The sequence below is a fragment of the Flavobacterium algicola genome, assembly GCF_022399565.1.
Classification (GTDB): domain Bacteria; phylum Bacteroidota; class Bacteroidia; order Flavobacteriales; family Flavobacteriaceae; genus Flavobacterium; species Flavobacterium algicola.
Genome location: NZ_JAJTUT010000001.1, coordinates 300,317 through 327,034 on the forward strand (window position 1 = coordinate 300,317; position 26,718 = coordinate 327,034).

Below are 26,718 nucleotides of genomic sequence, written 5' to 3' on the forward strand. Positions count from 1 at the left end.
ACAAACCATATTTTAAAAAACATATAGTAAAATTAGTATATTCGCAAAACTAAACAATTTATATGAAAGTCGCAGGTTTTACCATTGTACGTAATGCAATAAAATATAATTATCCTATTGTAGAGGCTATTGAATCTGTACTTCCAATCTGTGATGAATTTATCGTTGCTGTCGGAAAATCAGAAGATCAAACTTTAGAGTTGATTAAAAGTATCAAATCGGATAAAATAAAAATTATTGAAACCACTTGGGATGACTCACTTCGCGAAGGTGGAAAGGTCTTAGCAGTCGAAACCAATAAGGCTTTTGCAGCGATAAGCAAAGATATGGATTGGTGTTTTTACATACAAGGTGATGAAGGAGTTCACGAAAAGTATTTGCCAATTGTAAAAAAAGCGATGCAAGATAACCTACAAAACAATAAAGTTGAAGGTTTACTATTTAATTATAAGCATTTCTACGGTTCTTATGACTATTATGCACATGCAAGAAACTGGTATCGAAAAGAAATTAGAGTAGTTCGAAACATTCCTGGAATTACTAGTTACAAAGATGCACAAGGTTTTAGAATTAACGATAGAAAATTAAATGTTAAGCAAATTGATGCCGAAATATATCATTATGGTTGGGTTAAACCACCTGAAGGATATACATTAAAATTTAGGGATTTTAATAAGCTATGGCATTCTGATGAAGTAGTGAATCAAAAATTTAATGAGACCTATACTTTCAATTATGAAAATGCAGGTAAATTATATCTCTTTAAAGATTCTCACCCAAAAGTGATGCAACAGAGAATTAATCAAGTAAACTGGAAGTTTGATTTAGATCCGACAAAAGTAAAAGCAAAAAGCAAAGTAACTTATAAAGTTCTTGATTGGATAGAGAAATTTACTGGCTATCGCTTTTTTGAATATAAAAATTACAATAAAATCTAAAACATTATGAAGCTTGCCATTTTTATATTTTGAATGTGGTAAATGTTTAAATAATAAGGCTTGTTGAATTTTAATATGCATAAAATAGGCTATTAAAATTCAATAAGTTTTTTTCGATAAAAACTGAAAAACAACTAGCTTTACAGTCTGAATAAAAAATTATGATTAATCCTTCTGCTCCTGGCTGGATCGACAAATACTTCATTAAACAATTACCATCCAAGAACGTTTTAAATAATGATACAGACGCCTTTTATCTAAAAGTACGTGAAACAGGATTTATTTATGGACATGTTGTTTCTTTTGAAACGGAAACGCCGATAGAAACAAGAGGGCTAGTACAAAATGAGATACCAAAAGTTGCCTTACTCAACATATTACATGCAACCTATCAGCTGCATCACTTAGAAAACAACCCGCAACACTTTATTAAGCAGGCACTGCAATTTTACGATTCTATGAGTCCGCAGGGTTTTAACTTATTAAAAAAAGTTCTTCCAAACAGCCCTGATGCTATTAATTTGGAAAAAATTATTGATAGTAGAGTTCAGACCAATATCGATATGGTGAGTAAAAACTTTTCTCATATCGTTACCAACGCTTTACTATTTATAGATGTATTGGCTTTTCATCAATATTTGATTCATGGAGTACTACCAGAAAAATACTTAAAGAAAATTGAAGAAGCCGTAATTAGCGTGGTTTCGCTTTCTTTAAAGACAAAAACGAATCAATCAAAATACGATGATTTACTGATAAAACTTTTTGAAGCATCTGTGAGGTATAGCAAATTTTCTAATATTAATGTTCAAAATATAGAAAGTTTAGATCTAAGCTATTTTAGCAGCAAACTAGAAAAGCATTATCTATTAGACATGGCAGGAATGTCCCTATGGAATGATGGAAAAGTTGAAAATGACGAGGCTTATTTTTTATATAAACTTGCAGATAAATTAAATATAGATGAAGATTTTGTGACTGAAAGTATTAGAAGTACTGATTCATTTATAAGTCGTTACAAAAAAGATATTCCATATTTCAATTACTCTAATCCTGTTAAACACTTTTACGACCAAACAACGAAAAATGTTGAAACATTAATTATTCGAAATAAAAACAGATTGTTTAAAGAAATTATGGGCAGCAAAGAGCTCATGATACTTCTTGCGCACTCAACTAAGAGAGATTTAGATGAAAAGGAGAAGAAGAAGGTCAAGAAGCAATTATTAGATATTTGCAAAACAATACCTTCACTAACCATATTTTTACTTCCTGGCGGAAGCTTATTACTCCCTATACTCATAAAATTTATCCCGAAAATGCTACCCTCAGCATTCAACGAAAATTTAGATAATGAATAAAAAAAAAATCGCCTTAAAGGCGATTTTTTCTTTTTATAACTAAAATTTTAATTGATAAACTTCATCTAGCTCAGTGTTAGAACTAATATTTACTTCTAAATCTGTTACATATCCAGAATTTAAACCATAAACCCAACCGTGAATCATTAGGTCTTGGCCATTTTTCCAAGCTCCTTGAACGATTGAAGTTTTAGACAAATCAAATACTTGTTCTTTAACATTAATCTCTACAAACGTATTAAAACGTTCTGTCTCATCTTGTATTGAGTCAAGATAATCTTTATGCAAACGGTAAACATCTTTTATATGACGAATCCAGTTGTCGATAATACCGATTGAAGAATTACCCATTGCAGCCTTTACTCCACCACAACCATAATGACCACATACAATGACATGTTTTACCTTTAGAACATTAACTGCATAATCCAATACACTCAACATATTCATATCGGAGTGTACGATCATATTGGCAATATTACGATGTACAAAAACTTCACCAGGTTTTGCACCAATAATTTCGTTTGCAGGTACTCTACTGTCAGAGCATCCAATCCACAACAATGGTGGATTTTGTCCTTTTGCTAAGTCAGCAAAAAAATTCTCATCGGTAGCTAATTTTGATTCTACCCACTGCTTATTATTCTCTAATATTTGTTTATAAAACTCTTTCATAAATTTATATTTTTATTATTTATTTATTTTAAATCGCATAGTCTTTAACTAGCAATCTTAAAGATTTAAATTATTTATTGAATGTACTGTTGACTGTTTCTTTCTTAATTAATTTTCGCTTGGCAACGTCATAATAGTGTTCCAAGGATACATGATTGGCAGATTCTGGCGAATTTTCTAAATCATATGCATTTTTAAAGCCTTTAAGTTTTACTTTAATATTATTGTCCCTAGCTTTTATTTCCTTAAACTCACTAATCAAATCTAAGATATCATGTGCTATATAAACAGTGTCGTGTGCATTGATAATTACATGAGAGTTGGCAGGGATAGAACTAAGAGTTGATTTTATTGCCGCTTTGTTCAAAAATGAAACTTCTTGCGCCAAATCGATATGAATTACATCACCATCAACATATTCATCTTTCTTGAAACTGTATGCTCTTTTAAGATTTCCTCTTAAAATGAAAATAATACTGATAACCATACCTAGCATAACACCTTTTAATAAATCTGTAGCTACTACAGCGACAAGTGTGGCAATAAAAGGAATAAATTGGTATTTCCCTTTTTCCCAGAAATGTTTAATCGTTGCAGGTTTTGCTAATTTGTAACCCACCAATATTAAAATCGTAGCAAGAGTTGCTAGTGGAATTTTATTTAATAAAACTGGAACGGCTAAAACACTTAACAGCAGTAAAAAACCGTGAATAATAGTCGACATTTTTGATTTTGCACCAGCATTATTGTTAGCAGACGAACGTACTACTACTGAAGTCATAGGTAGACCACCTAAAAGTGAACTTACTATATTTCCAATTCCTTGCGCTTTTAATTCAACGTTAGTATTGGTATACCTTTTCTGCACATCCATTCTATCGGCTGCTTCAATACACAATAAAGTCTCAATAGAAGCTACGATTGCAATAGTCAAACCAGTAATCCAAACCTTTGGGTTTGTGATTCCTGCAAAGTTAGGAGTTATAATAATTTCTTTGAACTCATCAAATGAAGTTGGAACAGGTAGTGAAACGAGATGTGCACTAGAAATAGCAAAACTACTCCCTGTCATTATAAATACTTCATTCAGTGCAATTCCCGAAATTACAGCTATCAATGCTCCTGGAACTAACTTTAATTTTCTTAAAAATGGTACTCTATCCCATGAGATCAGGATAACCAAAGACACAACAGTAATTATAACTGCTCCTAATTGAATGTGATTAAAAACCTCAAAAAGTGATGAGAATGAATTATCCCCATTGCTTTGAACGAAAGATTGATCCCCTTCAAAATCGGCATCATAACCAAATGCGTGTGGAATTTGTTTTAGGATTATGATAACTCCAATACCCGCTAACATTCCTTCAATAACATTTGTTGGAAAATAATTAGAGATACTACCCGCTTTCAAAAAGCCTAGACCTAACTGTATCAGACCTGCGATAAAAACAGCAGTTAAGAACACATCAAAGGCGCCAAAATCGGTAATTGCAGTAAGGATAATTGCTGTAAGACCAGCAGCTGGTCCAGAAACACTAATATGAGATTGACTTAAATATCCAACAACTAGACCCCCAATGATTCCCGAAATAATTCCAGAAAATAATGGTGCGCCAGAAGCCATTGCAATACCTAAGCAGAGTGGTAAAGCCACCAAGAAAACAACCAAACCTGAAGCGAAATCGGACTTAAGGTTGGCAAAAAGATTAATTTTTTTTGACATAATACTATTGTAAAAATTAGAAATAAAAAGTAACTGCATAACGTAATTGGATGCAATCATTTTTAACTTTAAAATCGAAATGTACTATGCTAAGTCGGGAGGGGGGGAATAAATTTTCTTGAGAACCTTATCGTGTTTTGAAAGGTTTTCAGATAAAATAAGACTTGATTTGTGTATTTTGTTCTCTAAGAAATCAAGATTAAATACATACACATGAGCCACCACTTTTACTTCTTTATTCAATGAATGTTCTTCCTCTGAAAATTTATAAAAATAAGACGTATCGCATTTCTTCTCTATTAACGTTATCACTGTTGGCGCTAATAAAAAAGAGACAAATAATAAAAATAAAAGTCTAGCGATTAATTTCATATTGACAAAAGTATGCTTATTTGGAAAAAATCAATTGGTACTATTGTAAAATTAAAATAAAATTAACACATTTCCTAAGTTATACCCTAGACTTTTATTATTTAAAAATCATGCATGATTATGCCAACCACGCTTTCATCATCCATGTTGTCTTTTCTTGCTCGGCAATAAAATCACTCATCATAGAATTTGTTCCTTCATCATTTATAGTAGAAGCTTCTTCTAGAATCTTGCGTTCCAACTTCAATAATTCTGATAATGAGTCCACTATAAGTTGCACTGCTTTTTCATCATTAGAAATATCTTTTCCTACTGCTATAACAGACTTCTCAATATAGTCCTCAAATGTATGCAATGGCACACCTTCTAACGTTAAAATGCGTTCTGCTATACTATCTATTTTTAATTGGGAATCATTGTACAATTCTTCGAACTTTACATGAAGATCAAAAAATCGTTTTCCTTTGATATTCCAATGTAATCCTCTTAAGTTTTGATAATAGATTTGAAAATTAGATAATAATACATTTAAACTTTCTACCATTACCACCGATTCTTGAACAGCTAAACCTATACTATTTGTTTTCATAATTTTCTTATTTAATTTTTATAATTACAAATTTATAAAGAAATACTGCTTTTTTACTATAAGTTTAATTGATAGTTTTTATCTTTGTATCAAAAAATACTATCGATGACTATTACACAACTTAAATATGTGCTTGCGGTCGCAGAGCATAAAAACTTTACACTCGCAGCAGAAAAATGTTTTGTAACGCAGCCTACTTTAAGTATGCAAATACAAAAAATAGAAGAGGAATTAAGTATAACAATATTTGACCGCTCCAAAAAACCCATACAGTTGACTGACATTGGGAGGAAAATAGTCAACCAGGCAAAAAATATTGTAAACGAAGCAGACCGTATTCAAGATATAGTAGAGCAGCAAAAAGGATTTATTGGTGGCGAATTTAGATTAGGAATAATACCAACGATTATGCCTACATTATTACCAATGTTTCTCAATAATTTTATAAAGAAGTATCCAAAAGTAAAACTTATAATTGAAGAGCTGAATACAGAAGAGATAATTACCAAATTAAATAATGGTCATCTCGATGCTGCAATAGCTGCTACACCTTTACTAGAGGAAAAAATCAAAGAAATTGTACTTTACTTTGAGCCCTTTGTTGCTTATATTCCCGAGAATCACATTCATTTTCAAAAGAAGGAAATAGAAGTAGAAGATTTAAATCTTGATGAAATATTGCTATTACAAGATGGGCACTGCTTTAGAGATGGTATTTTAAATTTATGCAAAAACCATAATAATACCGATACAAATCGTTTTCAAATTGAGAGCGGAAGCTTTGAAACATTAATCAAGCTGGCAGATGAAGGTCTGGGCACTACTCTATTACCTTTTTTACATACTTTGGATTTAAAAGAATCTGACAAACTTAAGTTGCGTCACTTTGTAGAACCAAAACCTGCAAGGGAGGTAAGTCTGATATATCCAAAAAGTGAATTAAAAATACAAATCATTGATGCTTTACGCACTACTATAGCTGGAGTTATAAAAGGAGCGATCGTTTTTCAGAATTTAAAAATAATTAGTCCTTTGCAGAAAAAATAAAAAAGGAACACTAAACTGAGTTATGTTCCTTTTTTTAATTTTAAAAAATAGCTCTTTTCGATTGGGGCAAAAAGGGTGGTTATTTTTTTAACAATTGAGAATTTTCGAAAATGTAATTTCTTATTGTTTTGTATAGTAGATTAATTTGAAAGCAATGTTTTAAATTAATTCTCTTCTACACCTGCAATTTACAATTTTATCTTGTTTACAGGATTAAAAGCGCTAAAAAATCGATGAAATACATATTTAATTTTTATAAATAATTGAATTCTTACATAATATGATTTTTTACAAAATCATAATGCATAAAAAAGGAGCCTTATTAGGCTCCTTTTTTTATTGATGTACAATAAGTAAACATTGTTTTAGTTCTGGTTTCTCTATTACAAACTCGAATAGCCATTCCCGTAACTCATCTAATTCAAATGGAAGTAAGGTTTTAATAGCTTTCTCTAACTCCTTACAAAATAATAACGGATCGAAACTTACTCTCTCGAGTATGGATTTCGTGTAATCAAACATTATTTTAGACATAACTAAGAAAATTGTTGTTTATAATATAACTTGGAGTAAAAATACATTTTTTACAAATAAGACTTACATTTTTTAACTTAATTTTAAAAAACATTGGCATTTGGATTATTTTGTATATTCTTTGTTGCCCTAAACATCTCTCTCTTTCCGGGAGGTCCGGCCAATTTCTCAACTTTAAAACCAACTTCGATCATGCTTCTTTTTACTACTCCTCTAGCAGCATAAGTTACCAAAGTGCCTTCTTTTTTTAACGAATTATACATTCTTTGAAATATATCGGTACTCCACAATTCGGGCTGCACACGATAACCAAATGCATCAAAATAGATGAGATCGAATTGCTCTATATCATCAATTTGCTCAAATCGCTGTTGTCTTTTTGTCAAGGAGAAAGCAGAATCCATCTCATTAATTTCACCCCACTCCCCTGCATGCATACTATCAAATACAGATTGAAACTCATTAGCCTCTAATTCATCAACGTAATTCATAGCTTGCAACTCCTCTTTTGTGATTGGAAATGCTTCAACACCCGTGTATTTAATGGACTGATTCATTCTCTTACTCTCAATAAAAGTGATAAAAGCGTTGAGTCCAGTTCCAAAACCGATTTCTAAAATAGATACAGATTTATTTTCGAATAAAGCCAACCCGTTTTTAATAAATACGTGCTTAGCTTCTTGAATAGCGCCATGCTTGGAATGGTAATTTTCATTCCATTCCTTAATATGAATTGTAGTTGAACCATCCTCTGTTCTAATAATTTCTCTTTCCAAAATTGTATTTAAATTAAATTGACGCTTCAAAATATTGAAACAGTGTAAAATTAACCAAAACTAAAACACATAATTTAAAAAAAGCAAAAATATTTAGCTATTCACTACAATTGAACATAGTTTGCCGAAAATTATTAAAAGATAAATAATAAATAATATTAGGCTATTTTTAATAGCAATACCACCACTTTATTATACTTTTTTATTTAATTTTGCTTACACTTAAAGCTAATTGTAAGTCGCAACTATAAAATGTACTAACAAATTGTTGCTTTAGAAATAACAAAACAAAACATTACCCTATTATGAGTGCAACTCAAGCTAACAAAATTGAAATAATCAGAGCCGAAACTTCAAAAATCAATCAAGTGGATTTTGACAACCTAAGCTTTGGTTCTGTCTTTACAGATCATTTATTGGAGTGTGATTTTACAAATGGAGAATGGCAGAAGCCCGTCATCAAACCTTATGCACCCTTTTTGTTAGATCCATCAGCTCGCGTTTTTCATTATGGCCAAGCTATTTTTGAAGGCATGAAAGCATATAAAGACGAAGAAGATTCTATATGGCTTTTTAGACCTGATGAAAATTACAAGCGTTTTAATACATCTGCAACTCGTATGGCTATGCCAGAAGTACCTGAAGATGTTTTTATGGATGGATTAAATGAATTATTGAAAATAGATCACGAGTGGATTAAAAAAGGATTAGGTAATACATTATATGTACGTCCATTTTTAATTGCAACTGGCGAAGGAGTGATTGCAAATCCTTCTGAAGACTATAAGTTCATGATTATCCTTTCACCTGCAAAAGCTTATTATTCTGGTGAGGTAAAGGTTTTAATTGCTGAACACTTTAGTCGTGCTGCAAATGGTGGTATCGGTGCTGCAAAAACTGCAGGAAACTATGCTGGACAATTTTATCCAACGGCTTTGGCAAACAAACAAGGTTTTCAACAAATCATTTGGACAGATGATGCCACACATACTAAACTAGAAGAAGCAGGTACGATGAATGTATTTTTTAGAATAAAAGATACATTATTAACTGCTCCTGTGAGTGAAAGAATTCTTGACGGTGTTACTAGAAAGAGTTTGATTGATATGGCGAAGAAAGAAGGTATAGACTTAGAGGTAAGACCCGTTTTGGTGTCTGAACTTGTTGAAGCTTTTAAAAACGGAACTTTAAAAGAAATATTTGGAGCAGGAACAGCAGCTGTAATAAGCCCAATTTCTGGATTCTCATACAAAGAAGAATACTATGAATTACCAAAAGTTTCAGATTCTATAGCGTCACAGTTAAAAGAAAAACTAACAAACATGCAACATAAATTAATCGAAGATACGTACGGTTGGACGGTTAAAGTATCTTAATTAATTTTGGATCATAAAGGCAAAAGAGCGATTTTCATAATTTGAAAATCGCTCTTTTTATTTGTCAAATATTTTAGAAAAGTCAGGCTTAAAAAAATTAGGCCCTTTCATCACCTTTCCGTCCTCTCGATAAGTTGGGTTTCCATTATCATCTAATTTACTCATATTACTTCGCTGAATCTCATCAAACACCTCTTCTATCTTGTGCTGTAATCCATGTTCGATTATAGTGCCGCACAATATATACATCATATCACCAAGCGCATCTGCAATTTCTACTAAATCATCATTTTGCACTGCTTCCAAATATTCCTCATTTTCTTCTTTCATTAGATTATAACGAAGAATTTTCTTTTCCTGAGAAAGATTAGCAATCGGGAATTCACTGTGTCCTATTTTGAAAGCGGTATGAAATTCTTTAACTGACTCTAACTGTTTTTGCATAATATTTAACTAAGAATTGAATAAGCAAATTAGCAACAAATTCTATACAATTGCGTACTTTTACAAAAAAATTACAACTATGTTTAGTTCAGGACAATTAGTATTTGCCGTTTGTTTTTTTGTTGCTTTTGTAATCGCAGCGATCTACTCTTACCGAAAAGATTTAGCATTGCATAAAATTTACTATAAAGGTAATTACAAAGTACTTATTGGTTTTCTTACCTTTATCGGACTACTTTTTGTTATAAAAGTATATTTTAAAAGGTAAAATCTTTATTCTAAAATCTTTTACGCATCATTAAATCAATAGCCTGCATATTTTAAATTAAAAATATGCAGGCTATCGTTTGATTTAAAACCCTTATCTTATCCTTTTAGTTGTTCTCGGTACATTGCAAAATTCATTTTTACTTTGTCATCAAGTTCTGGCTCTTTTATATCAGTGTACTTTTTCATCTCTTCCCAAATAATTTTTGCCACAATATAACGAGCCATATCTTTATCATCAGAAGGTATTATGTACCAGGGTGCATCTTCTTTCGCAGTCTTATTAATCGCTTCCTCATAAAACTGCATGTATTCTTCCCAATGTTCTCTTTCCTTTAAATCTCCTGGCGAAAATTTCCAGTGATGCTCTTCGTTTTCTAATCTTCGTAGTAAACGTTTTCTTTGCTCCTCTTTGCTCATGTGAAAAAAGAATTTTAAGACAATTGTTCCATTCTGGACGATGTGTTTTTCAAAGTTATTAATTTGCGTCATTCGATCTTCCCAAAATTGTGGCGTTATATCATCGACACTTTCGATTCCTGGTAAATTTTCATTTAAGATGTATTCTGGATGCACACGAGTTACCAATACATTTTCATAATGTGTTCTATTAAAAATAGCAAACTTACCTTTCTCTGGTAGTGCAATATAATGGCGCCATAAGTAATCGTGCTCCAATTCAGTCGAATTGGGCGTTTTAAAACTATGCACCACCACTCCTCTAGCATTAAATTCTTTGAAAACCTCTCTTATCAAACTATCCTTTCCACTGGTATCCATTCCTTGCAAGCAAATCAATACTCCGTAGCGATTGTGTGCATACATAATATCCTGCAGCTCACTTAGCTTCTCCCGTACATCATCTAACTTATCTTCCTTATCATCTTCACTCGCTTTATTGTTTAGATCGGTAGGTAGCTCTTGCAATCGTATTGGGGCGGTAACTTTAAAGTCTTTTGGGTCTATTGATTTCATTCTATATAATTTATTGATTCTAGTAAATATAATAATTTTTCAGGAGTACAATTTTACGACTTATTAATTATTGTAAAATTATAGTCAATAAAGCTAAAACAAAAAAGAGGCTGTCCTATTAAGAACAGCCTCTTTGCTTGACCTCAGTAGTAGAGATTATTTTTTTGCTAATGATGCACTCATTTCCATAGAAATAGCAGAACGCTCCATTTTCAATTTACCAGACATTGTTTCAACCACAACAGTAGTTTCTCCAAGTTCTGATACTCTTCCGTGTAGACCGCTTTTAGTGATGATTTTATCACCTACTTTTAAAGTACTTTCAAATGCTTTTTCTTGTTTAGCTTTCTTTTGTTGTGGTCTAATCATAAAGAAATAGATTACCACAAACATTAATAAAAAAGGAGCAAATTGATTCAATTGTTGTAACATGATTTTTATTTTTAAAAATTAATATAAATTACATTAAACCGCGACCGGTTTTCATTAACGTTTTATTTGTCGTCATTTCTTTTACCAAGTTATCAAGAATACCATTGATAAACAAACTACTTTTTGGTGTAGAATATTCCTTTGCTAATTCTAAATACTCATTCAAAGTTACCTTTACAGGAATAGAAGGGAATTTCATAAACTCGCAGATTGCCATTTTCAAAATTATGGTATCCAATTCTGCAATTCGATCACTATCCCAATTTGGTGTTTTATCAGCAAATTGTTTTGCAAGTTCTTTTTCATTTAAGACTGTTTTTCTAAACAAATCCTTTGCAAAATCCTTATCCTCCGTATCTTTATATACTTTAGGCACTCTAAAGTTATCATCTTCGATTGGCTGCAATCCTTTCAATTGCTTACTAATTAAAGTATTTACCAAAGGAATATCGTCAATCCATGTCAATTTATCATCTTCTAGATGCTCATATAATTTCTCGTTAGGAGCAATTACATTTACAAATAAATCAACAATAAGTTGTTTATCTTCCTCAAAAGATTGTTTTGGGTTATTCATATAATCGATATAATATTGACTTGCTTTTACAGCTGTCAGCAATAACGTTATATAATCACCGTTTAAATACCAAGAATCAATTTTACGCGTTTCCATACCAATACTTAGCGAATTATTTTCTGCTAAGATTTGAAAAACAGCATTATTGATAAATTTATTGTTGGGATTTCTTTCGGCAGAAGTTGCCAAGTGTTTCAAACTTGATTTATGCAAAAATTCAGATTCTTTTTTACAAATTTCCATTAATGAGGAAACCATGGTAAGATATAAATCCTGAATACTGTCTATACTGAAAAAAAGAAATTTCTCTTCTTTCTCTAGATTATCAGAACCATTTTGATGCATCGCATAAATGGATTGCATTACTTTGACGCGAATGTGCCTTCTGTTTACCACCTTGTAAGAACTTTTAATTATTAGACCGCAAAAGTAGTTATTCCTTTTTTAAAATAAAATTTAAATCTCAAAAAAGTAGCAAAACAGTAATTTCAAGATAAAGATCTGGAGCACAGTATATAAATTTAACAACTCTCCTCCTGCTCTACACAGTATCTTTTTTTATTATATATCGTTACTCTCCACAAATAAAAGGATATTTGCTGCGATCAGGACTAGGTGAGAAAAAATTAGAATACAAGGTACTATTTCAGAAAAAAACTGTAGCATATCTACGCAGATATATTCAAATTAAAATATGAAAATTCGAAGACATTGATAATTAATCACTTTTATAATAATAAAAGTAACTGTATTTTCTTACCATATCATATTATTTAGTAAGTTTAATTATTATTTAACCGAATTAAAATTAAACCTATTTACAAAAAATCACATCCATGTCAAAACAATTATTACTTGCTCTTACAGTGGCATCGGCAATCTCGAGTTGTTCCTCCAAATTAAATCAAATAAAAAATGATAAGAGAGAAGGAAAATGGATTACGACAGACACTTTTGCGACTATTTATACTTCAAAAGGCCGATTTCAAAACGGAACCGAAAAAGGCAAATGGAAATACTATGATGATGATAAGCTGGTCAAGATGGAAAAGTATCGTAAAGATATATGCAAAACCACCTATTATTATCCTAACGGTAAAATTCGAAAAGAAGGCAAAACTAAGTTTGAAAGTGATTCTATCGAAAACCACTGGTACTATATCGGAAAATGGTCTTTTTACAAAGAAAATGGTAAACTGGACTCCATAGCTATTTATAAAAAAGAAAATACAACCGATATTCCGATAAATTCAACCGATTAAAAAAAGATTTTAATTTTGCGTTATTATAACTCAGTACCAATAATTTTATCATTGCGAGACCATTCACTCCAGGAACCCACATACAAATTAGGTATTGTCAGACCCGCATAATCCATAGCTAATAAAGTGTGGCAGGCTGTAACACCCGATCCGCAGTGAACAGTGACATTTTCAGGCTTTCTATTCCCTATTAAATCTTGGTATTTTTCTTTTAACTGGCTTGGTGGCAAAAATAAATTGTCCTCATTTAAATTCATCGAAAAAGGCACATTAACTGCACCTGGAATATGTCCAGCAATTAGATCGATTGGTTCGCTTTCTCCTCGATAACGGTAATTTTCGCGAACGTCAATAACTAGGTAATTTTCATCTTCTGAGTTTTTCGCTATATCATCAATCGCTACTGTTCCTAGTTGCCAATTTGTGAAAGGATAGTTACTTACTCGTACCGGCTGGACGATTTCATTATTAGCTGAAAATCCAATTTTTTCTGCCGCCTGCATTCCCCCATCTAACACTTGCACTTTTTGATGTCCTATCGCTCTAAGCATCCACCAAAATCTCGCTGCTGCATTCGCTCCATTTTTGTCGTCATAAACAATAACTTGAGTACTAGGAGTTATACCTATCGTCCCTAGTAATCTAGCAAAATCTTCAATTTCAGGCAAGGGATGCCTGCCTCCGTTTGCAAAATCTTCCTTAATCTCGGATAATTGACTATTTAGATCTAGAAACAATGCATTATCCAAATGCTTTTCATCATACAAGGTTTTTGCATTAGGGCCTGTAGTCACAGCAACCAATACGAAGTTTTCATGATTATGTAGTGCTAATAATTCAGAAGCCTGAATCAAGGGTACAATTCTATTTTCCATGTAGATGTTTTGTTTTAAAATCTAATATACAAAATAGAAGGTTTAAAAAAGGAATGAAAAGAAAAAAGTATTAACATCAATTGCAGTGACTATTTCGAGTTAAAAAAAGAAATTTTGAAGGAAAGATTGACAGAAGTGAACATATAAAAATTAGTATTACATATTATCTACAACACTTTTATCTACTAATTATACTGCATTTACCTGCGAGCTGAAAGAAGCCCTTTATAAAGTCAATTTTACAAAGGAATACAACTTTAGTTTAACAAATATTTGTCTTTAATCTTTTATCTTTGCTAATTGAATCGGTTTTATTGTAAACCCATTTATATAGTAAAACCCTTTAGCTGTCGCTTAACCATGAAAGAATTAGGTTATTTAAATAAATATTTTTCTAAATACAAATACCGTTTTTTATTGGGTATTTTGTTCACCATAGTCGCTCAAATTTTCATGCTGTTTACACCCAAATTAATTAGTCAATCATTTGAGGCAATTGAAAATTTTTCAAAAGACAAATCAATATCAAACGAAATGATTCAAAGTGAGTTAATCAATAACATCTTATTGATTATCGGTACTACAATTATTGCTGGATTTTTGACTTTTTTAATGCGCCAAACATTAATTGTAATGTCGCGTCATGTTGAATTCGACTTAAAGAATGAAGTTTTTAAACAATATGAGAATCTCTCTCAGAACTTTTATAAAAAAAACAGGACTGGGGATTTAATGAACCGCATTAGCGAGGATGTATCGAAAGTACGCATGTATGTAGGCCCAGCCGTAATGTACACGATTAATACCCTTATTCGTTTTGCAATCGTAATACTGTATATGTATAATGTATCACCCTTACTTACATTATATACGTTACTACCGCTGCCCCTACTTTCCTATGCTATTTTTAAGTTGAGCTCAGAGATTAACAAACGCAGTACCACTTTTCAGCAATATTTATCAAAAGTTTCGAGTTTTACACAAGAAATATTCTCAGGTTTAAGAGTTATAAAGGCCTATTCTTTAGAAAACCAGCACCAAGATAATATGGTGGGCTTGGCGCATGAAAGTAAAAGTAAAAGTTTGGATTTAGCACGAGTACAGTCATTGTTTGGACCATTAATGATGGCCTTAATTGGAATAAGTAACTTAGTAGTTATTTATTTTGGAGGACTAATGTATATAGAAGGTACTATAAAAAGTATTGGTACCATAGCAGAGTTTATCTTGTATGTAAATATGTTGACTTGGCCAGTCGCTTCCTTAGGATGGGTTTCATCTATGGTACAGGAAGCAGAAGCTTCTCAAAAAAGATTAAATGAATTTTTGAAAATTGAACCAGAAATAACAAATACAAACCCTGAGCATTCCAAAGTAGACGGAACTATTGTATTTGATAATGTGAGCTATACTTATGAGGATACTAAAATTAAAGCTCTTAAAAACATCAGCTTTACAATCAAAAAAGGAGAAACTCTAGCGATATTAGGGAAAACAGGTTCTGGAAAATCCACGATATTATCTCTGATATCGAGAATTTACGATGTTAGCTCAGGTACTATAATAGTTGACGGACAAGAAATCAGCCGATTAAATTTATATGATCTGCGAAATAGTATTGGAATCGTACCCCAAGATGCTTTCTTATTTTCAGATTCGATAAAAAATAATATCAAATTTGGTAAAGAAGATGCTACTGATGAGGAAGTAATTCAAGCTGCAAAAAATGCTGTAGTACACAAAAATATTATAGGCTTTAAAAAGCAGTATGAAACTGTTTTGGGTGAACGCGGAATTACATTATCTGGAGGACAAAAACAGCGTGTTTCCATTGCGAGAGCCATTATAAAAAATCCACCAATTTTACTTTTTGATGACTGTCTTTCAGCTGTTGACACAGAAACTGAAGAAGCTATTCTAAACAATCTTTTTGAAGTTTGCAAAGACAAGACTACTATAATTGTAAGTCACAGAATTTCTTCTGCCAAAAATGCCGACCGAATCATTATTATAGATGAAGGTAAAATAATACAACAAGGTTCTCATAACCAGCTTATAAATGAGGAAGGATATTATGCTTCGCTGTATTTAAAGCAACTTTCAGAAAAAGAATTGCTTTAATTGTTGTTTAATAACTATTTTTTTAAGATTTTTGATTACGATTTAATAACCATAAATTGTTAGAAAGGATTATGAGAGAAAATGATATACTAGAAAAAGAAGAAATTTTTTCTAAAGTTTTACGTGCGGGAAGAAGGACTTATTTTTTTGATGTGAGAGCTACCAAAGCAGATGATTACTATATAACAATTACTGAGAGTAAAAAGTTTACAGAAGAAGATGGCTCATTTCACTTCAAAAAACATAAAATCTACTTATATAAAGAAGACTTTACCGCTTTCTCTGAAATTCTGGAAGAAATGACATCCTACGTACTGAACCACAAAGGCGAAGAAGTTATCTCTGAAAGACACCAAAAAGATTTTAAAAAAGAATATAGTACAGAAAGAGTCGTAATGAGCGAAGCCGCTATACCACACACTTCTAGTTTTACAAATATTGAATTTGATGATATTTAATCATTTTCGACTATAGTAGAATTATCATAAAAATGAGCTCGATATTGTATCGGGCTCTTTTTGTTTTTACTAGTTCCATTTGAATAACATATTTATTCAACTTAAAAATTTTAGAAATAGCAGCATACCACTTATCAATTGTGCACTGCCTAGCCCTATTTTAACATAATAACAACAAAGGTAATTGTGTGAAACAGTCAAAAACTTTTAAATTGCAAAAAATTAAAAATTTCATATAAAAACAACACTATGAACACAGATTTCTTCTACAAAATCGTACATAAGTACGGAGATTTATATGCCGAAAAAATCATCGCTTGGCTAATGTCGAGCGGTATCAAGGTGCTATTTATTATAATTGTATCTATTATCATTCATAAAGTACTCACCAGTTTTATCGCAAAAGCTGTTCGTATTGCCATTCGACCTGAAAAGCATCAATCAAAAGATTCTGAAGAGAAAAGAGAAAATACGTTAATTCAGATTTTCACCACTACATCCAAAATTGCCATTATAACTATTAGTTTGTTAATGATCTTAAGTGAATTTGGAATCGAAATTGCACCAATTATCGCTGCAGCAGGAATCGTAGGTTTGGCTTTTGGTTTTGGAGGACAATACCTTATACGAGATGTAATTACAGGTCTTTTTATCATTCTAGAGAACCAATATCGCATTGGTGATGTTGTAAAATTTGACACATTGAGTGGCGCTGTTGAAGACATAAGCTTACGAAAAACAACTTTAAGAGATATGGACGGAACTGTACATCATATTCCACATGGAGAAATTAAAACGGTGTCTAATCTATCAAAAGACTTTTCCAAAGTTAATCTTGATATGGGCGTAGGATATAGTACTAATTTAGACCACCTTATTAAGGTTATTAATGAAGTTGGAGAAGAACTTGCTCAAACTTCTCCTTTTAAAGAGTCAATTTTGAAAGCGCCACAATTCTTGCGCGTAAATGATTTTGCAGACTCTTCAATCGTCGTTAAAATAGTAGGTGAAACATTAGCTAGTAAACAGTGGGAAGTTACCGGTGAGCTTAGAAAAAGACTTAAAATCGCATTTGATAAGGAAGGAATTGAAATTCCATTTCCACAACTAGTCGTTCATCAACCAGAAAAATAATATCAAAGCTTTGTTCTTATCGGACAAAGCTTTTTTTTTGCCTTGTATGCTAGTTGTCCAAAATTAACAAAGACTTGAATTCACTTTATAATTAAATCATGAAATGGTAGGTTAGTATTTCTTATTTTTGTTAAAAATGTATTTTTAATTATCACTTTATGATGACTACAGAACGTAATGACCGACCAAATTTATTAATAGTTCCAGGATTGGGCGGTTCAGGAGCTGAACATTGGCAGCAATTGTGGCACAACGATAACAGTAATTCAATAATTATCAACCAAAGCGATTGGGACAAACCTATACTAAAGGATTGGCTCGATAATCTAAATCAAACTATTGAATCACTCACTCAACCTACTTTACTCATTGGTCATAGTTTAGGCTCAATCTTGATCACTATCTGGGCAAATCAACATTATAACGACAATATTATTGGTGCATTAATTGTTGCGCCTGCAGATGTTGACTCTGCAGAACATACTCCAGATATCATTAGGGATTTTGCTCCAATACCTCTTCAAAAACTAAAATTCCCTTCGCTTGTAATAACCAGTACCAATGACCCGTACGTAAGTGTAGAGCGAGCGACTTTCTTTTCTGAAAAATGGGGAAGCGACTTTGTGTCTATTGGTCTGAGGGGACACATTAATACACTGTCAAATCTTGGACAGTGGGACGAGGGGAAAGAGCTATTATCTTCTTTCATAAATAAATTAAAATCTAACTAAACCATCCACTTACTAATTTCAATTTATAATTACTAAATAAATTCAGGTTTTACCCACTATTAAGGTAGCTTTTTCATAACTTTAAGAATTAAATTATAAAGTCATGTCTAGAACAGAATCCAATATGCTTAGTCTAGGAACTAAGGCACCCGATTTTTTATTGTATGATGCGGCAACCCGAACTTCAAACATTTCGTTCAATGATTGTCGCGGTGAAAAAGGAACACTAGTTATTTTTATCTGCAATCACTGCCCCTTTGTGCATCACGTTATGGAAGAAATTCTAATGATTGCTAATGATTATAGAGTACAAGGTATAGGCATAGTTGCTATATCGAGCAACGATGCACTTAGTTTTCCTCAAGATGGACCTAGATATATGACTGAGTTTGCCTTTGAGAATAGTTTTGAATTTTTCTATCTGTACGACGAAAGTCAAGAAGTTGCCAATGCATACCAAGCAGCATGTACGCCTGATTTTTTTCTATTCGATGCTCAGGACAAATTAGTATATCGCGGTCAATTAGACGATAGTCGCCCTGGAAACAGAATTCCGGTAAGTGGTAGCGATTTGCGCGGAGCAATTGATGCTGTCCTTTATAACAGAACGATGAATCCTGTTCAAAAACCAAGTATAGGCTGTGCAATAAAGTGGAAGCAGTAAAACTGGTACCTAAATATAATTGTTTCCATCTGAAAGATTTCCTACTTTTTCAAAATTAATTCGGGTAAATTAGCATTCAACCACTTGTATTTACTTAATATTAAGATATGTGTTGCCCCCTTTAATACGATACAATCTTTTATATTTTTGATTGGAAAAACGTCATCTGCATCCCCGTGAATATGAATAATTCCCTCTACAGGTTTAACTCTATTCCACAAAACCACTTGTTCTACTGCCCACTCCAAATAATATATATCTCGAACAGAAAGGAACTTTTCATAAAGTTTTAATCGCTGATTTATCTTTTCTCCAAAAGAAAAACGGGCAAGGTTTTCTAGGTTAAGTATTAAGTTCATCGGAATGAGTTTGTAAGCCTTTGTCGATTTTGCAAGTTTCATTCTCGTAGGAAATTCCAAACTACTTTTGACACTAGATATTATAATAATTTTTCTAACAGGGATGTGCAGTGCCATCTCTTGAACTAAAATTCCACCAAATGATACCCCTATCAAAACTGGATTAGGGTGTTTAATTTTCTTTGTTATACGAAGAGCATAATCCGATAATGATTCTTTTAATAGGGGGATTTCCCACTCCAGAAAAATTACTTCAAACTCATCAGGGAGCGCAATACGTTCAAAAATTAAGGTGCTAGCTGCCAAACCAGGCATAAAATAAACAGGGATTTTGCTCATAATGGTAAGTACTATAAAAATGTCGTTGTATTATATAAATTTAGCGCTTTAATAGTCAATACCAATCTATTCACAGCTGTTTTTATGAATACTTTCTGTTTCATTTATAAATCTTCATATTTATTTGGAACGGAAATTTAGTTTCAAATGAACAAACCAAGCACTTTGTTAAATCAGCCACAAACGTTGCTCTTTGATAATCAAATCACTAACTTTGTTACACTGCCTTCATTAATTTTTACATTCTATTATCTAGAGTAAAAAATTTAGATCATCCTGCAATTAAATTATACTTTGATCATGAAGCGATTATAAAGTTCAATTACATTTTGAAATATTAACCGTTATATTTAAATTATAAATGGAACATTTAAGTACCTTAGAAATTAAAGACAATGCTTTCGCGAGACAATTCGAAACTATTACTACGGAAGGATTAGTAACTATTGAATATTCATTTCAAGAGCGAAAAATATTCTTAACTAAAGTCAATACTCCCGAAGGATTTGAAAATAAAGAATTCATTTACCGCTTCTTAACAGACATCATGGCAATCGCCATTGAACGAAAATTAAAAGTGGTTCCCATCTTACCTGAAATTGTTGTTTTCTTCAAGAAAAATCCAGAGTACAAAGAATTATTACCTCCAGGAATTCGACTATAAAAAAATAACCGCCAATCAAGCCGATTCATATCTTATAAATCATTTTTATTGGCGGCTATAATTTTAGGATGTACCTAAGACAGGTATTCTTTTATTTTTCAATTTCTCTCATACTTTCCATTTTCTTATTTGCTAAGAATCCAGTGATGTCCTCAAAATGTTCAATAACTCGCTTGTTTTTAAATTCAAATACTTTAGTAGCCAAACCATCCAAGAAATCCCTATCGTGAGACACTAAAATAAGTGTACCATCAAAATCACGCAGTGCATCTTTGATAATGTCCTTGGTTTTCATATCTAAGTGATTCGAGGGTTCATCCAGAATCAATAAGTTTACAGGTTCAAGTAGCAATTTGATCATTGCTAAACGCGTCTTTTCACCTCCAGAAAGCACTTTTACTTTCTTGGTAATATCATCTCCTTGAAACATAAATGCTCCTAAAATATTTTTGATTTGTGTTCTTACATCGCCAACCGCGATATCGTCAATAGTCTCAAAAATAGTTGCATTCTCGTTTAATAAAGAAGCTTGGTTTTGAGCAAAATATCCAATTTGAGCATTGTGACCAATTTCTAGCACACCGCCGTCGATTTCTAGCTCTTTCATGATTGCTTTAATCATAGTCGATTTACCTTCACCATTCTTCCCTACAAATGCAACTTTTTCTCCTCTTTCGATAACAATATTTGCATTTTTAAACACAACATGATCTCCGTACGCTTTGTCTAATTCTTTTACAATAACTGGATATTGCCCAGAACGTGCAGCTGCAGGAAATTTCAGTTTTAAGGCGGAGTTATCCACTTCATCAACTTGTACTATAACTAACTTCTCTAACATTTTGACACGCGATTGAACTGCATCTGTTTTAGAGAAAGTTCCTTTAAAACGATCTATAAAAGTTCTGTTGTCAGCAATCATTCTTTGTTGCTCGTCATACGCTTTTTGTTGGTGTACGCGACGGTCTTTTCGCAATTCTAAATAATGAGAGTACTTTGCCTTATAATCATATATACGTCCCATCGTTACTTCGATTGTACGATTGGTAATATTATCTACAAAAGCTCTATCGTGGGAAATCACTACAACTGCTTTGGCTTCATTGATTAAAAATTCTTCTAACCATTGAATACTTTCAATATCCATGTGATTGGTAGGCTCATCTAGTAAAATTAAGTCTGGCTTTTGCAAAAGTATTTTAGCCAATTCGATTCGCATTCTCCAACCTCCAGAGAATTCAGAAGTTTGGCGTGTAAAATCTTCGCGTTCAAATCCTAAACCAGTTAATATTTTCTCTACTTCAGCTTCATAATTCACCTCTTCGATCGCATAATATTTCTCACTTAAGTCAGAAACTCTTTCGATCAATTTCATATATGCATCACTTTCATAATCAGTACGAATGGTCAATTGCTCATTAATTTCATCAATCTCGGCTTTCATACCCAAAATTTCGCCAAAAGCTTTCGATGTTTCCTCCATTACGGTAGTGCCATCTGTTGTCAACAAATGCTGAGGCAAATAAGCTACAACTGCCTCTTTGGGAGCTGAAACACTACCCGTAGATGGCTTACTTTGACCAGCAATAATTTTTAACAATGTTGATTTCCCCGCACCATTTTTACCCATTAAGGCTATTTTATCATTTTCATTTATGGCAAAAGAAACATCACTAAAAAGAGTGGTTCCTCCAAATTGTACCGAAATATCATTTACTGTAATCATGCTATATTTATAAAGAGTTGTAACGTTTTTTGAAGCGGCAAAGATAACAGATTTAATCTTCGAAATCCAATAAAAACAAAAGCTTCTCTAATCAAAATAAAACTGATACAGAGAAGCTTTGTAAGTAGACTATCTAAAAAACGAACCTATTGTTTTTTATTTATTGTATGCCAAATATGGGCATTTGAAACACCAATATCATCTGGATCAAATACGGGATCTTTACCTTCTTTTAATTGTTTTTCGTAATCTTTCAATGAATCTAAAGCTGGTTTTTGCAATAAAATAATTGCGATGATATTAAACCAAGCCATAAGACCAACTCCGATGTCTCCTAATCCCCAAGCCAGTGAGGCTTGACTTATTGACCCATACATAATGACAAGCATCATTACTACTTTTAAAATATGCGAATAAATAGGCGATTCAAATTTTCTAGTTAAATATGAAACATTAGAATCAGCTATATAGTAATACGCTAGAATAGTTGTAAAAGCAAAGAAAAACAATGCAACAGCTACAAAATACCCACCAAAACCTGGAAATACTGTATCCATGGCGCTCTGTGTAAAGGCAGGACCTACGGCCACATTTGGTAATCCTTCGTATAAAAATTCAGGTGCGCCTGCTGCACCAAAATTAGGATTTTGAACATTATACATTCCGGTAATTAACAACATAAAACCGGTAGCCGTACAAACAAATAAAGTATCGATGTAAACCGAAAATGATTGCACCAAACCTTGTTTTGCTGGATGTGAAATTGCTGCGGCAGCAGCAATATGAGGTGCAGTACCTTGTCCTGCCTCATTTGAATATACTCCTCTTTTAACACCATACTGAATAGCCATTCCGAAAACGGCACCAAAACCAGCCTCCATATTAAAAGCACTTTTAAAAACTAATGCTATCAAAGATGGTATTTGTTGAAAATCAACAATTAAAATAATTAGTGCCAAAATAATATACCCGACAGCCATAAAGGGAACCACATACTCTGTGAATTTGGCTATACGTTTAACTCCACCAAAAACAATGGTTGCAAATATTATAACCACTAATAAACCTGTTTTCCAAGTATCAATTTGAAATGAATTTTCGATTCCAACAACGACCGAATTAGCTTGTACTCCAGGTAAAAATAGCCCTGCGGAGATTACCGAAACGAATGCAAATAAAATTGCAAACCACTTTACGTCCAAACCTCTCTCTATGTAGTATGCTGGACCTCCACGAAACTCTCCTAAATGCTTTTCTTTATAAATTTGCGCCAAAGCCGCTTCGACATAGGCCGTACTAGCACCTAAAAATGCTACTACCCACATCCAGAATAAAGCTCCTGGCCCACCGAAAGCGATAGCTGTTGCTACTCCTGCAATATTCCCAGTACCTACTCTACCAGCAAGAGACATTGCCAAGGCTTGAAAAGAAGAAACACCAGACTCGGTACTTTTTCCGTCGAATAATAATCGAACCATTTCTTTTAACTTTCGTACTTGCACAAAGCGTGTTCGAACCGAGAAATAAAGCCCCGTACCCAAGCACAAAACGATTAAAGCATTACTCCAAATAATATCATTCAACAAACCTACAACTTCTTCCATATAGTAAATATTTATTCTTCATCAAAAAAACAACAAAACATCGGTTTTTCAAATAATTTTTCAATCTAATTACTTCAAATCTTTATTTTATTAGAGTTATATAATTTTTTACTGCATAAATAGCAATAGCATTAAGATTTTAACAAAATTAAATATCAGTTCTCTACTTTTTAGCTTTAGTAAATTTTGAGATTTATGTTGCTATCAGTCATATGAAATGAAAAAGCCATAAACTAATTGATATTAAATCTTAGTTTATGGCTTTATATATTTATATTTTAGAAATTAGTCTTTTCTCCACTTTTTAGTTTCTTCAAAAACATGCTCTAATATAGCAGCTTCTTGCTCATTAAATTCCAAACCTCGGCGTCCCATTACGATTCTTGCTGTTTCAAATGCTTTTTTGGTCATGTAAGTTGTAAATCCTGAAGCACCACCCCAAGAAAAACTAGGAACAAAATTTCGAGGAAATCCAGTTCCAAAAATATTGGCGCTTACTCCTACTACTGTTCCTGTATTAAACATTGTATTGATTCCGCATTTACTGTGATCTCCCATCATTAAGCCGCAAAATTGCAAACCTGTTTTGGTGAAACTTTCAGTTTGGTAATTCCAAAGTTTCACTTCATCATAGTTGTTTTTCAAGTTAGAATTGTTGCTATCTGCCCCAATATTACACCATTCTCCTAAAACAGAATCACCCAAAAAGCCTTCATGTCCTTTATTTGAATTTGCAAAAATGACAGAATTCTTAACTTCTCCCCCTATACGAGAAGCTGGACCAACAGTTGTTGCGCCATATATTTTTGATCCCATTTTAACTATTCCTTTTTCTCCTAAAGCAAAAGGACCACGAATAACCGTATTCTCCATTATTTCTGAATCCTTACCAATATAAATCGGACCGCTAGAGGCATTAAGAGTTACGAACTCAAGAACAGCTCCTTCTTCTATAAATACATTTTCTGGTGCGATAACATTGACACTTTTAGGAATAGGTTGCGATTTTCTATCTTCGGTTAAAAGTTCAAAATCAGCACGAATGGCAGCATCATTTTTCGAAAAAATATCCCAAGGATTATTTACTGAAAGGATATCGTATTCAAATTCTATAATTTCATAGTCATCAAAATCAATTTGCTCTTGATTTTCGCCATAATAAAAAGCAACTACTTCTTCTCCTTTAAAAATAGCTTGATTAACTCCTAGATCACTAATTAATTCTACCAACTCAAAATTTGGCAAAAAGGAAGCATTAATCATTACATTCTCCTCTAATTCTACCATGGGATATTTATCAGCCAAATATTCCTCTGTCAAGGTCGTCGTGGTAGATCCTAAATACATTTCCCATTTTTGACGAATAGTTAGAATTCCGATTAAAATATCAGCCACGGGACGGGTAAAAGTAAAAGGCAATAAAGCATTTCTAGAAGGACCGTCAAAAAGGATATAGTTCATTTTATAGAGTTACAAAGTTATAAGGAACCAAAGTTACAAAGTTTTTGGTTTAATTATCTCCTGATTTCTGGATTAACGATAAATTGACATCAAAAAATCGATAAGAAAAGAGAGAATAAAAATTACAAAATTAATTTATTATAGTCCATAAAAAAAGCCCCGCAAATTGCGAGGCTTCTTATATTTTGAAAACAAATTAAATTATTTAATATGTTTTGCGTATTTAGTTTTAAATTTATCAATACGTCCAGCAGTATCAATAAGTTTGTTTTTACCTGTGTAAAAAGGGTGAGAAGTTCTAGAAATCTCCAATTTTACAACTGGGTATTCAACACCTTCGTGTGTAATTGTCTCTCTAGTATCTGCAGTTGATTTTGTAATAAAAACTTCTTCGTTAGACATGTCTTTAAAAGCAACTAATCTGTAATTTTCTGGGTGTACACCTTTTTTCATCTTGTAAATCTTTTATTTGTTTTGATTATAATTGCTTTGCGGCTTTTCTTTTTTACAGAAAAGGTATAAACAGCTTACAACCTTTTATTTTATATTGTATTAATTTGAGGATGCAAAAGTACAATTATTTTTCAATAAACAAATCTTTATTTGTTTATTTTTTATTCAACGCCAAAAATAGAAATATACTCCTTCATAAATAGGGATTTGTTATATTTGCAATCTAAACAAAAGATATCGTTAAATGGTTAATGAAATAATTAAAAAAAATAGCATCACCTATGGTGTTATAACAGGAATCACTTTATCATTCATTACTACTATAATGTATGCTGTTAACTTAGAATTATTTATCGCATGGTGGACTACACTCTTAAGTTTTTCGGTTTTCATAATAATCCCAGCTATTATGTTGGTTAAGACCAAAAATGATCTAAATAATATTTTCCCTTTTAAAGAGGCATTTACAGCTTATTTTATCACAGCACTAATTGGCTTAATTATTTCGGTAGGTTTTAAGATGGTACTTTTCAACATAATTGACCCTACTATTAAAAGCTCACTTTTAGAACTAACAATCAATTACCTAAAGAGTACATCTACAAAATTCGGTGTTCCAGAATCTTCTTTAAACGAAATGATAGCTAATTTAAGAAAAACAGATCCATTTTCCATTGTTGAACAACTTAAAGGATCAGTGGTCAATCTCTTTTTCTGTGCGATATTGGGTTTAATAATGGCAGCTTTTTTCAAATCAAAAACTACATCATAAGATAAC

General features: G+C 32.3%; 28 protein-coding genes. 13 read left to right on the top strand and 15 right to left on the bottom strand.

Annotated features, from left to right (window positions below; genetic code table 11):
• Nucleotides 1–62: 62 nt before the first annotated feature.
• Entirely contained in the window at nucleotides 63–938 is an 876-nt protein-coding gene (locus LXH21_RS01275) for a glycosyltransferase family protein (protein WP_239862031.1), read from the top strand.
• A gap of 161 nt (nucleotides 939–1,099) precedes the next feature.
• Nucleotides 1,100–2,299 (top strand): LETM1-related biofilm-associated protein, encoded by a 1,200-nt coding sequence (locus tag LXH21_RS01280; RefSeq protein ID WP_239862032.1) that lies wholly within the window; start codon nucleotides 1,100–1,102, stop codon nucleotides 2,297–2,299.
• Nucleotides 2,300–2,338: 39 nt separating this feature from the next.
• On the opposite strand, the gene can is transcribed toward LXH21_RS01280, so the two are convergent.
• The 3 genes from can to LXH21_RS01295 form a co-directional block, all read right to left on the bottom strand.
• Nucleotides 2,339–2,974 (bottom strand): carbonate dehydratase, encoded by a 636-nt coding sequence (can, locus tag LXH21_RS01285; protein ID WP_239862034.1) that lies wholly within the window; start codon nucleotides 2,972–2,974, stop codon nucleotides 2,339–2,341.
• 70 nt (nucleotides 2,975–3,044) lie between these two features.
• Nucleotides 3,045–4,700 (bottom strand): SulP family inorganic anion transporter, encoded by a 1,656-nt coding sequence (locus LXH21_RS01290; RefSeq protein WP_239862037.1) that lies wholly within the window; start codon nucleotides 4,698–4,700, stop codon nucleotides 3,045–3,047.
• Between the two features lie 490 nt (nucleotides 4,701–5,190).
• Nucleotides 5,191–5,661: a Dps family protein gene (locus tag LXH21_RS01295; RefSeq protein WP_239862039.1), complete on the bottom strand. Its 471-nt coding sequence runs from the start codon at nucleotides 5,659–5,661 to the stop codon at nucleotides 5,191–5,193.
• Nucleotides 5,662–5,766: 105 nt separating this feature from the next.
• On the opposite strand from LXH21_RS01295, the gene LXH21_RS01300 reads away from it, so the two are divergent.
• Nucleotides 5,767–6,708: a LysR substrate-binding domain-containing protein gene (locus LXH21_RS01300; protein ID WP_239862041.1), complete on the top strand. Its 942-nt coding sequence runs from the start codon at nucleotides 5,767–5,769 to the stop codon at nucleotides 6,706–6,708.
• A 336-nt stretch (nucleotides 6,709–7,044) separates the two neighbouring features.
• Here LXH21_RS01300 and LXH21_RS01305 read toward each other — a convergent pair whose 3' ends face one another.
• Nucleotides 7,045–7,242, bottom strand: a complete 198-nt coding sequence (locus LXH21_RS01305) for a hypothetical protein (protein WP_239862043.1) — start codon at nucleotides 7,240–7,242, stop codon at nucleotides 7,045–7,047.
• An 83-nt stretch (nucleotides 7,243–7,325) separates the two neighbouring features.
• Nucleotides 7,326–8,018, bottom strand: coding sequence for a tRNA (5-methylaminomethyl-2-thiouridine)(34)-methyltransferase MnmD (mnmD, locus tag LXH21_RS01310; protein WP_239862044.1), 693 nt, complete (start codon nucleotides 8,016–8,018; stop codon nucleotides 7,326–7,328).
• A 305-nt stretch (nucleotides 8,019–8,323) separates the two neighbouring features.
• Between mnmD and LXH21_RS01315 the strand changes: the two genes are divergently transcribed.
• Complete coding sequence (locus LXH21_RS01315; protein ID WP_239862046.1) at nucleotides 8,324–9,394, top strand: branched-chain amino acid aminotransferase; 1,071 nt, start codon at nucleotides 8,324–8,326, stop codon at nucleotides 9,392–9,394.
• A 57-nt stretch (nucleotides 9,395–9,451) separates the two neighbouring features.
• Here LXH21_RS01315 and LXH21_RS01320 read toward each other — a convergent pair whose 3' ends face one another.
• Nucleotides 9,452–9,838, bottom strand: a complete 387-nt coding sequence (locus LXH21_RS01320; RefSeq protein ID WP_239862048.1) for a nucleoside triphosphate pyrophosphohydrolase family protein — start codon at nucleotides 9,836–9,838, stop codon at nucleotides 9,452–9,454.
• 79 nt (nucleotides 9,839–9,917) lie between these two features.
• On the opposite strand from LXH21_RS01320, the gene LXH21_RS01325 reads away from it, so the two are divergent.
• Nucleotides 9,918–10,106, top strand: coding sequence for a hypothetical protein (locus tag LXH21_RS01325; RefSeq protein WP_239862049.1), 189 nt, complete (start codon nucleotides 9,918–9,920; stop codon nucleotides 10,104–10,106).
• Nucleotides 10,107–10,204: 98 nt separating this feature from the next.
• Here the strand turns inward: LXH21_RS01325 and LXH21_RS01330 are convergent, their stop codons facing one another.
• The 3 genes from LXH21_RS01330 to nusB form a co-directional block, all read right to left on the bottom strand.
• Entirely contained in the window at nucleotides 10,205–11,080 is an 876-nt protein-coding gene (locus tag LXH21_RS01330; RefSeq protein WP_239862050.1) for a PPK2 family polyphosphate kinase, read from the bottom strand.
• Between the two features lie 156 nt (nucleotides 11,081–11,236).
• Nucleotides 11,237–11,512 (bottom strand): preprotein translocase subunit YajC, encoded by a 276-nt coding sequence (gene yajC, locus LXH21_RS01335; protein WP_239862052.1) that lies wholly within the window; start codon nucleotides 11,510–11,512, stop codon nucleotides 11,237–11,239.
• Between the two features lie 28 nt (nucleotides 11,513–11,540).
• Complete coding sequence (gene nusB / locus LXH21_RS01340) at nucleotides 11,541–12,452, bottom strand: transcription antitermination factor NusB (protein ID WP_239862054.1); 912 nt, start codon at nucleotides 12,450–12,452, stop codon at nucleotides 11,541–11,543.
• A gap of 473 nt (nucleotides 12,453–12,925) precedes the next feature.
• Here nusB and LXH21_RS01345 point away from each other — a divergent pair, with 473 nt between their 5' ends.
• Nucleotides 12,926–13,351 (top strand): toxin-antitoxin system YwqK family antitoxin, encoded by a 426-nt coding sequence (locus LXH21_RS01345; RefSeq protein ID WP_239862056.1) that lies wholly within the window; start codon nucleotides 12,926–12,928, stop codon nucleotides 13,349–13,351.
• 23 nt (nucleotides 13,352–13,374) lie between these two features.
• Here the strand turns inward: LXH21_RS01345 and LXH21_RS01350 are convergent, their stop codons facing one another.
• Nucleotides 13,375–14,226 carry a sulfurtransferase gene (locus LXH21_RS01350; protein WP_239862058.1) on the bottom strand — a complete coding sequence of 284 codons (852 nt, stop codon included), beginning with the start codon at nucleotides 14,224–14,226 and terminating at the stop codon, nucleotides 13,375–13,377.
• Nucleotides 14,227–14,586: 360 nt separating this feature from the next.
• Here LXH21_RS01350 and LXH21_RS01355 point away from each other — a divergent pair, with 360 nt between their 5' ends.
• The 5 genes from LXH21_RS01355 (at nucleotide 14,587) to LXH21_RS01375 (ending at nucleotide 19,334) form a co-directional block, all read left to right on the top strand.
• The gene (locus LXH21_RS01355) at nucleotides 14,587–16,347 is read left to right on the top strand and encodes an ABC transporter ATP-binding protein (protein WP_239862060.1); all 1,761 of its coding nucleotides are present in this window, start codon (nucleotides 14,587–14,589) and stop codon (nucleotides 16,345–16,347) included.
• A gap of 71 nt (nucleotides 16,348–16,418) precedes the next feature.
• Entirely contained in the window at nucleotides 16,419–16,805 is a 387-nt protein-coding gene (locus LXH21_RS01360; protein WP_239863640.1) for a PUR family DNA/RNA-binding protein, read from the top strand.
• 249 nt (nucleotides 16,806–17,054) lie between these two features.
• The gene (locus LXH21_RS01365; protein ID WP_239862062.1) at nucleotides 17,055–17,939 is read left to right on the top strand and encodes a mechanosensitive ion channel family protein; all 885 of its coding nucleotides are present in this window, start codon (nucleotides 17,055–17,057) and stop codon (nucleotides 17,937–17,939) included.
• A gap of 158 nt (nucleotides 17,940–18,097) precedes the next feature.
• The gene (locus LXH21_RS01370; protein ID WP_239862064.1) at nucleotides 18,098–18,670 is read left to right on the top strand and encodes an RBBP9/YdeN family alpha/beta hydrolase; all 573 of its coding nucleotides are present in this window, start codon (nucleotides 18,098–18,100) and stop codon (nucleotides 18,668–18,670) included.
• Nucleotides 18,671–18,773: 103 nt separating this feature from the next.
• Nucleotides 18,774–19,334 (top strand): thioredoxin family protein, encoded by a 561-nt coding sequence (locus LXH21_RS01375; protein ID WP_239862067.1) that lies wholly within the window; start codon nucleotides 18,774–18,776, stop codon nucleotides 19,332–19,334.
• Nucleotides 19,335–19,375: 41 nt separating this feature from the next.
• Here the strand turns inward: LXH21_RS01375 and LXH21_RS01380 are convergent, their stop codons facing one another.
• Nucleotides 19,376–20,032 carry an alpha/beta fold hydrolase gene (locus LXH21_RS01380; protein ID WP_239862069.1) on the bottom strand — a complete coding sequence of 219 codons (657 nt, stop codon included), beginning with the start codon at nucleotides 20,030–20,032 and terminating at the stop codon, nucleotides 19,376–19,378.
• 361 nt (nucleotides 20,033–20,393) lie between these two features.
• Here LXH21_RS01380 and LXH21_RS01385 point away from each other — a divergent pair, with 361 nt between their 5' ends.
• Nucleotides 20,394–20,696, top strand: coding sequence for a GNAT family N-acetyltransferase (locus tag LXH21_RS01385; protein ID WP_239862071.1), 303 nt, complete (start codon nucleotides 20,394–20,396; stop codon nucleotides 20,694–20,696).
• A 91-nt stretch (nucleotides 20,697–20,787) separates the two neighbouring features.
• On the opposite strand, the gene abc-f is transcribed toward LXH21_RS01385, so the two are convergent.
• The 4 genes from abc-f to LXH21_RS01405 all read right to left on the bottom strand — a co-directional run bounded on the left by abc-f (nucleotide 20,788) and on the right by LXH21_RS01405 (nucleotide 25,940).
• Entirely contained in the window at nucleotides 20,788–22,422 is a 1,635-nt protein-coding gene (abc-f, locus tag LXH21_RS01390; protein WP_239862073.1) for a ribosomal protection-like ABC-F family protein, read from the bottom strand.
• Between the two features lie 146 nt (nucleotides 22,423–22,568).
• Nucleotides 22,569–24,026, bottom strand: coding sequence for an alanine/glycine:cation symporter family protein (locus tag LXH21_RS01395; RefSeq protein WP_239862075.1), 1,458 nt, complete (start codon nucleotides 24,024–24,026; stop codon nucleotides 22,569–22,571).
• A gap of 285 nt (nucleotides 24,027–24,311) precedes the next feature.
• Nucleotides 24,312–25,487 carry a GlmU family protein gene (locus LXH21_RS01400; protein ID WP_239862077.1) on the bottom strand — a complete coding sequence of 392 codons (1,176 nt, stop codon included), beginning with the start codon at nucleotides 25,485–25,487 and terminating at the stop codon, nucleotides 24,312–24,314.
• Nucleotides 25,488–25,688: 201 nt separating this feature from the next.
• Entirely contained in the window at nucleotides 25,689–25,940 is a 252-nt protein-coding gene (locus tag LXH21_RS01405; RefSeq protein WP_239862079.1) for a type B 50S ribosomal protein L31, read from the bottom strand.
• 244 nt (nucleotides 25,941–26,184) lie between these two features.
• Between LXH21_RS01405 and LXH21_RS01410 the strand changes: the two genes are divergently transcribed.
• A complete protein-coding gene (locus LXH21_RS01410; protein ID WP_239862081.1) occupies nucleotides 26,185–26,712 on the top strand; it encodes a DUF4199 domain-containing protein in 528 nt (175 codons plus the stop codon).
• Nucleotides 26,713–26,718: the final 6 nt, after the last annotated feature.

Coding starts and splice junctions, on each gene's coding strand:
- LXH21_RS01275 (WP_239862031.1), top strand. CDS start 63: ATGAAAGTCGCAGGTTTTACCATTGTACGTAATGCAATAAAATATAAT.
- LXH21_RS01280 (WP_239862032.1), top strand. CDS start 1,100: ATGATTAATCCTTCTGCTCCTGGCTGGATCGACAAATACTTCATTAAA.
- can (WP_239862034.1), bottom strand. CDS start 2,974: ATGAAAGAGTTTTATAAACAAATATTAGAGAATAATAAGCAGTGGGTA.
- LXH21_RS01290 (WP_239862037.1), bottom strand. CDS start 4,700: ATGTCAAAAAAAATTAATCTTTTTGCCAACCTTAAGTCCGATTTCGCT.
- LXH21_RS01295 (WP_239862039.1), bottom strand. CDS start 5,661: ATGAAAACAAATAGTATAGGTTTAGCTGTTCAAGAATCGGTGGTAATG.
- LXH21_RS01300 (WP_239862041.1), top strand. CDS start 5,767: ATGACTATTACACAACTTAAATATGTGCTTGCGGTCGCAGAGCATAAA.
- LXH21_RS01305 (WP_239862043.1), bottom strand. CDS start 7,242: ATGTCTAAAATAATGTTTGATTACACGAAATCCATACTCGAGAGAGTA.
- LXH21_RS01315 (WP_239862046.1), top strand. CDS start 8,324: ATGAGTGCAACTCAAGCTAACAAAATTGAAATAATCAGAGCCGAAACT.
- LXH21_RS01320 (WP_239862048.1), bottom strand. CDS start 9,838: ATGCAAAAACAGTTAGAGTCAGTTAAAGAATTTCATACCGCTTTCAAA.
- LXH21_RS01325 (WP_239862049.1), top strand. CDS start 9,918: ATGTTTAGTTCAGGACAATTAGTATTTGCCGTTTGTTTTTTTGTTGCT.
- LXH21_RS01330 (WP_239862050.1), bottom strand. CDS start 11,080: ATGAAATCAATAGACCCAAAAGACTTTAAAGTTACCGCCCCAATACGA.
- yajC (WP_239862052.1), bottom strand. CDS start 11,512: ATGTTACAACAATTGAATCAATTTGCTCCTTTTTTATTAATGTTTGTG.
- nusB (WP_239862054.1), bottom strand. CDS start 12,452: ATGCAATCCATTTATGCGATGCATCAAAATGGTTCTGATAATCTAGAG.
- LXH21_RS01345 (WP_239862056.1), top strand. CDS start 12,926: ATGTCAAAACAATTATTACTTGCTCTTACAGTGGCATCGGCAATCTCG.
- LXH21_RS01350 (WP_239862058.1), bottom strand. CDS start 14,226: ATGGAAAATAGAATTGTACCCTTGATTCAGGCTTCTGAATTATTAGCA.
- LXH21_RS01355 (WP_239862060.1), top strand. CDS start 14,587: ATGAAAGAATTAGGTTATTTAAATAAATATTTTTCTAAATACAAATAC.
- LXH21_RS01360 (WP_239863640.1), top strand. CDS start 16,419: ATGAGAGAAAATGATATACTAGAAAAAGAAGAAATTTTTTCTAAAGTT.
- LXH21_RS01365 (WP_239862062.1), top strand. CDS start 17,055: ATGAACACAGATTTCTTCTACAAAATCGTACATAAGTACGGAGATTTA.
- LXH21_RS01370 (WP_239862064.1), top strand. CDS start 18,098: ATGATGACTACAGAACGTAATGACCGACCAAATTTATTAATAGTTCCA.
- LXH21_RS01375 (WP_239862067.1), top strand. CDS start 18,774: ATGTCTAGAACAGAATCCAATATGCTTAGTCTAGGAACTAAGGCACCC.
- LXH21_RS01380 (WP_239862069.1), bottom strand. CDS start 20,032: ATGAGCAAAATCCCTGTTTATTTTATGCCTGGTTTGGCAGCTAGCACC.
- LXH21_RS01385 (WP_239862071.1), top strand. CDS start 20,394: ATGGAACATTTAAGTACCTTAGAAATTAAAGACAATGCTTTCGCGAGA.
- abc-f (WP_239862073.1), bottom strand. CDS start 22,422: ATGATTACAGTAAATGATATTTCGGTACAATTTGGAGGAACCACTCTT.
- LXH21_RS01395 (WP_239862075.1), bottom strand. CDS start 24,026: ATGGAAGAAGTTGTAGGTTTGTTGAATGATATTATTTGGAGTAATGCT.
- LXH21_RS01400 (WP_239862077.1), bottom strand. CDS start 25,487: ATGAACTATATCCTTTTTGACGGTCCTTCTAGAAATGCTTTATTGCCT.
- LXH21_RS01405 (WP_239862079.1), bottom strand. CDS start 25,940: ATGAAAAAAGGTGTACACCCAGAAAATTACAGATTAGTTGCTTTTAAA.
- LXH21_RS01410 (WP_239862081.1), top strand. CDS start 26,185: ATGGTTAATGAAATAATTAAAAAAAATAGCATCACCTATGGTGTTATA.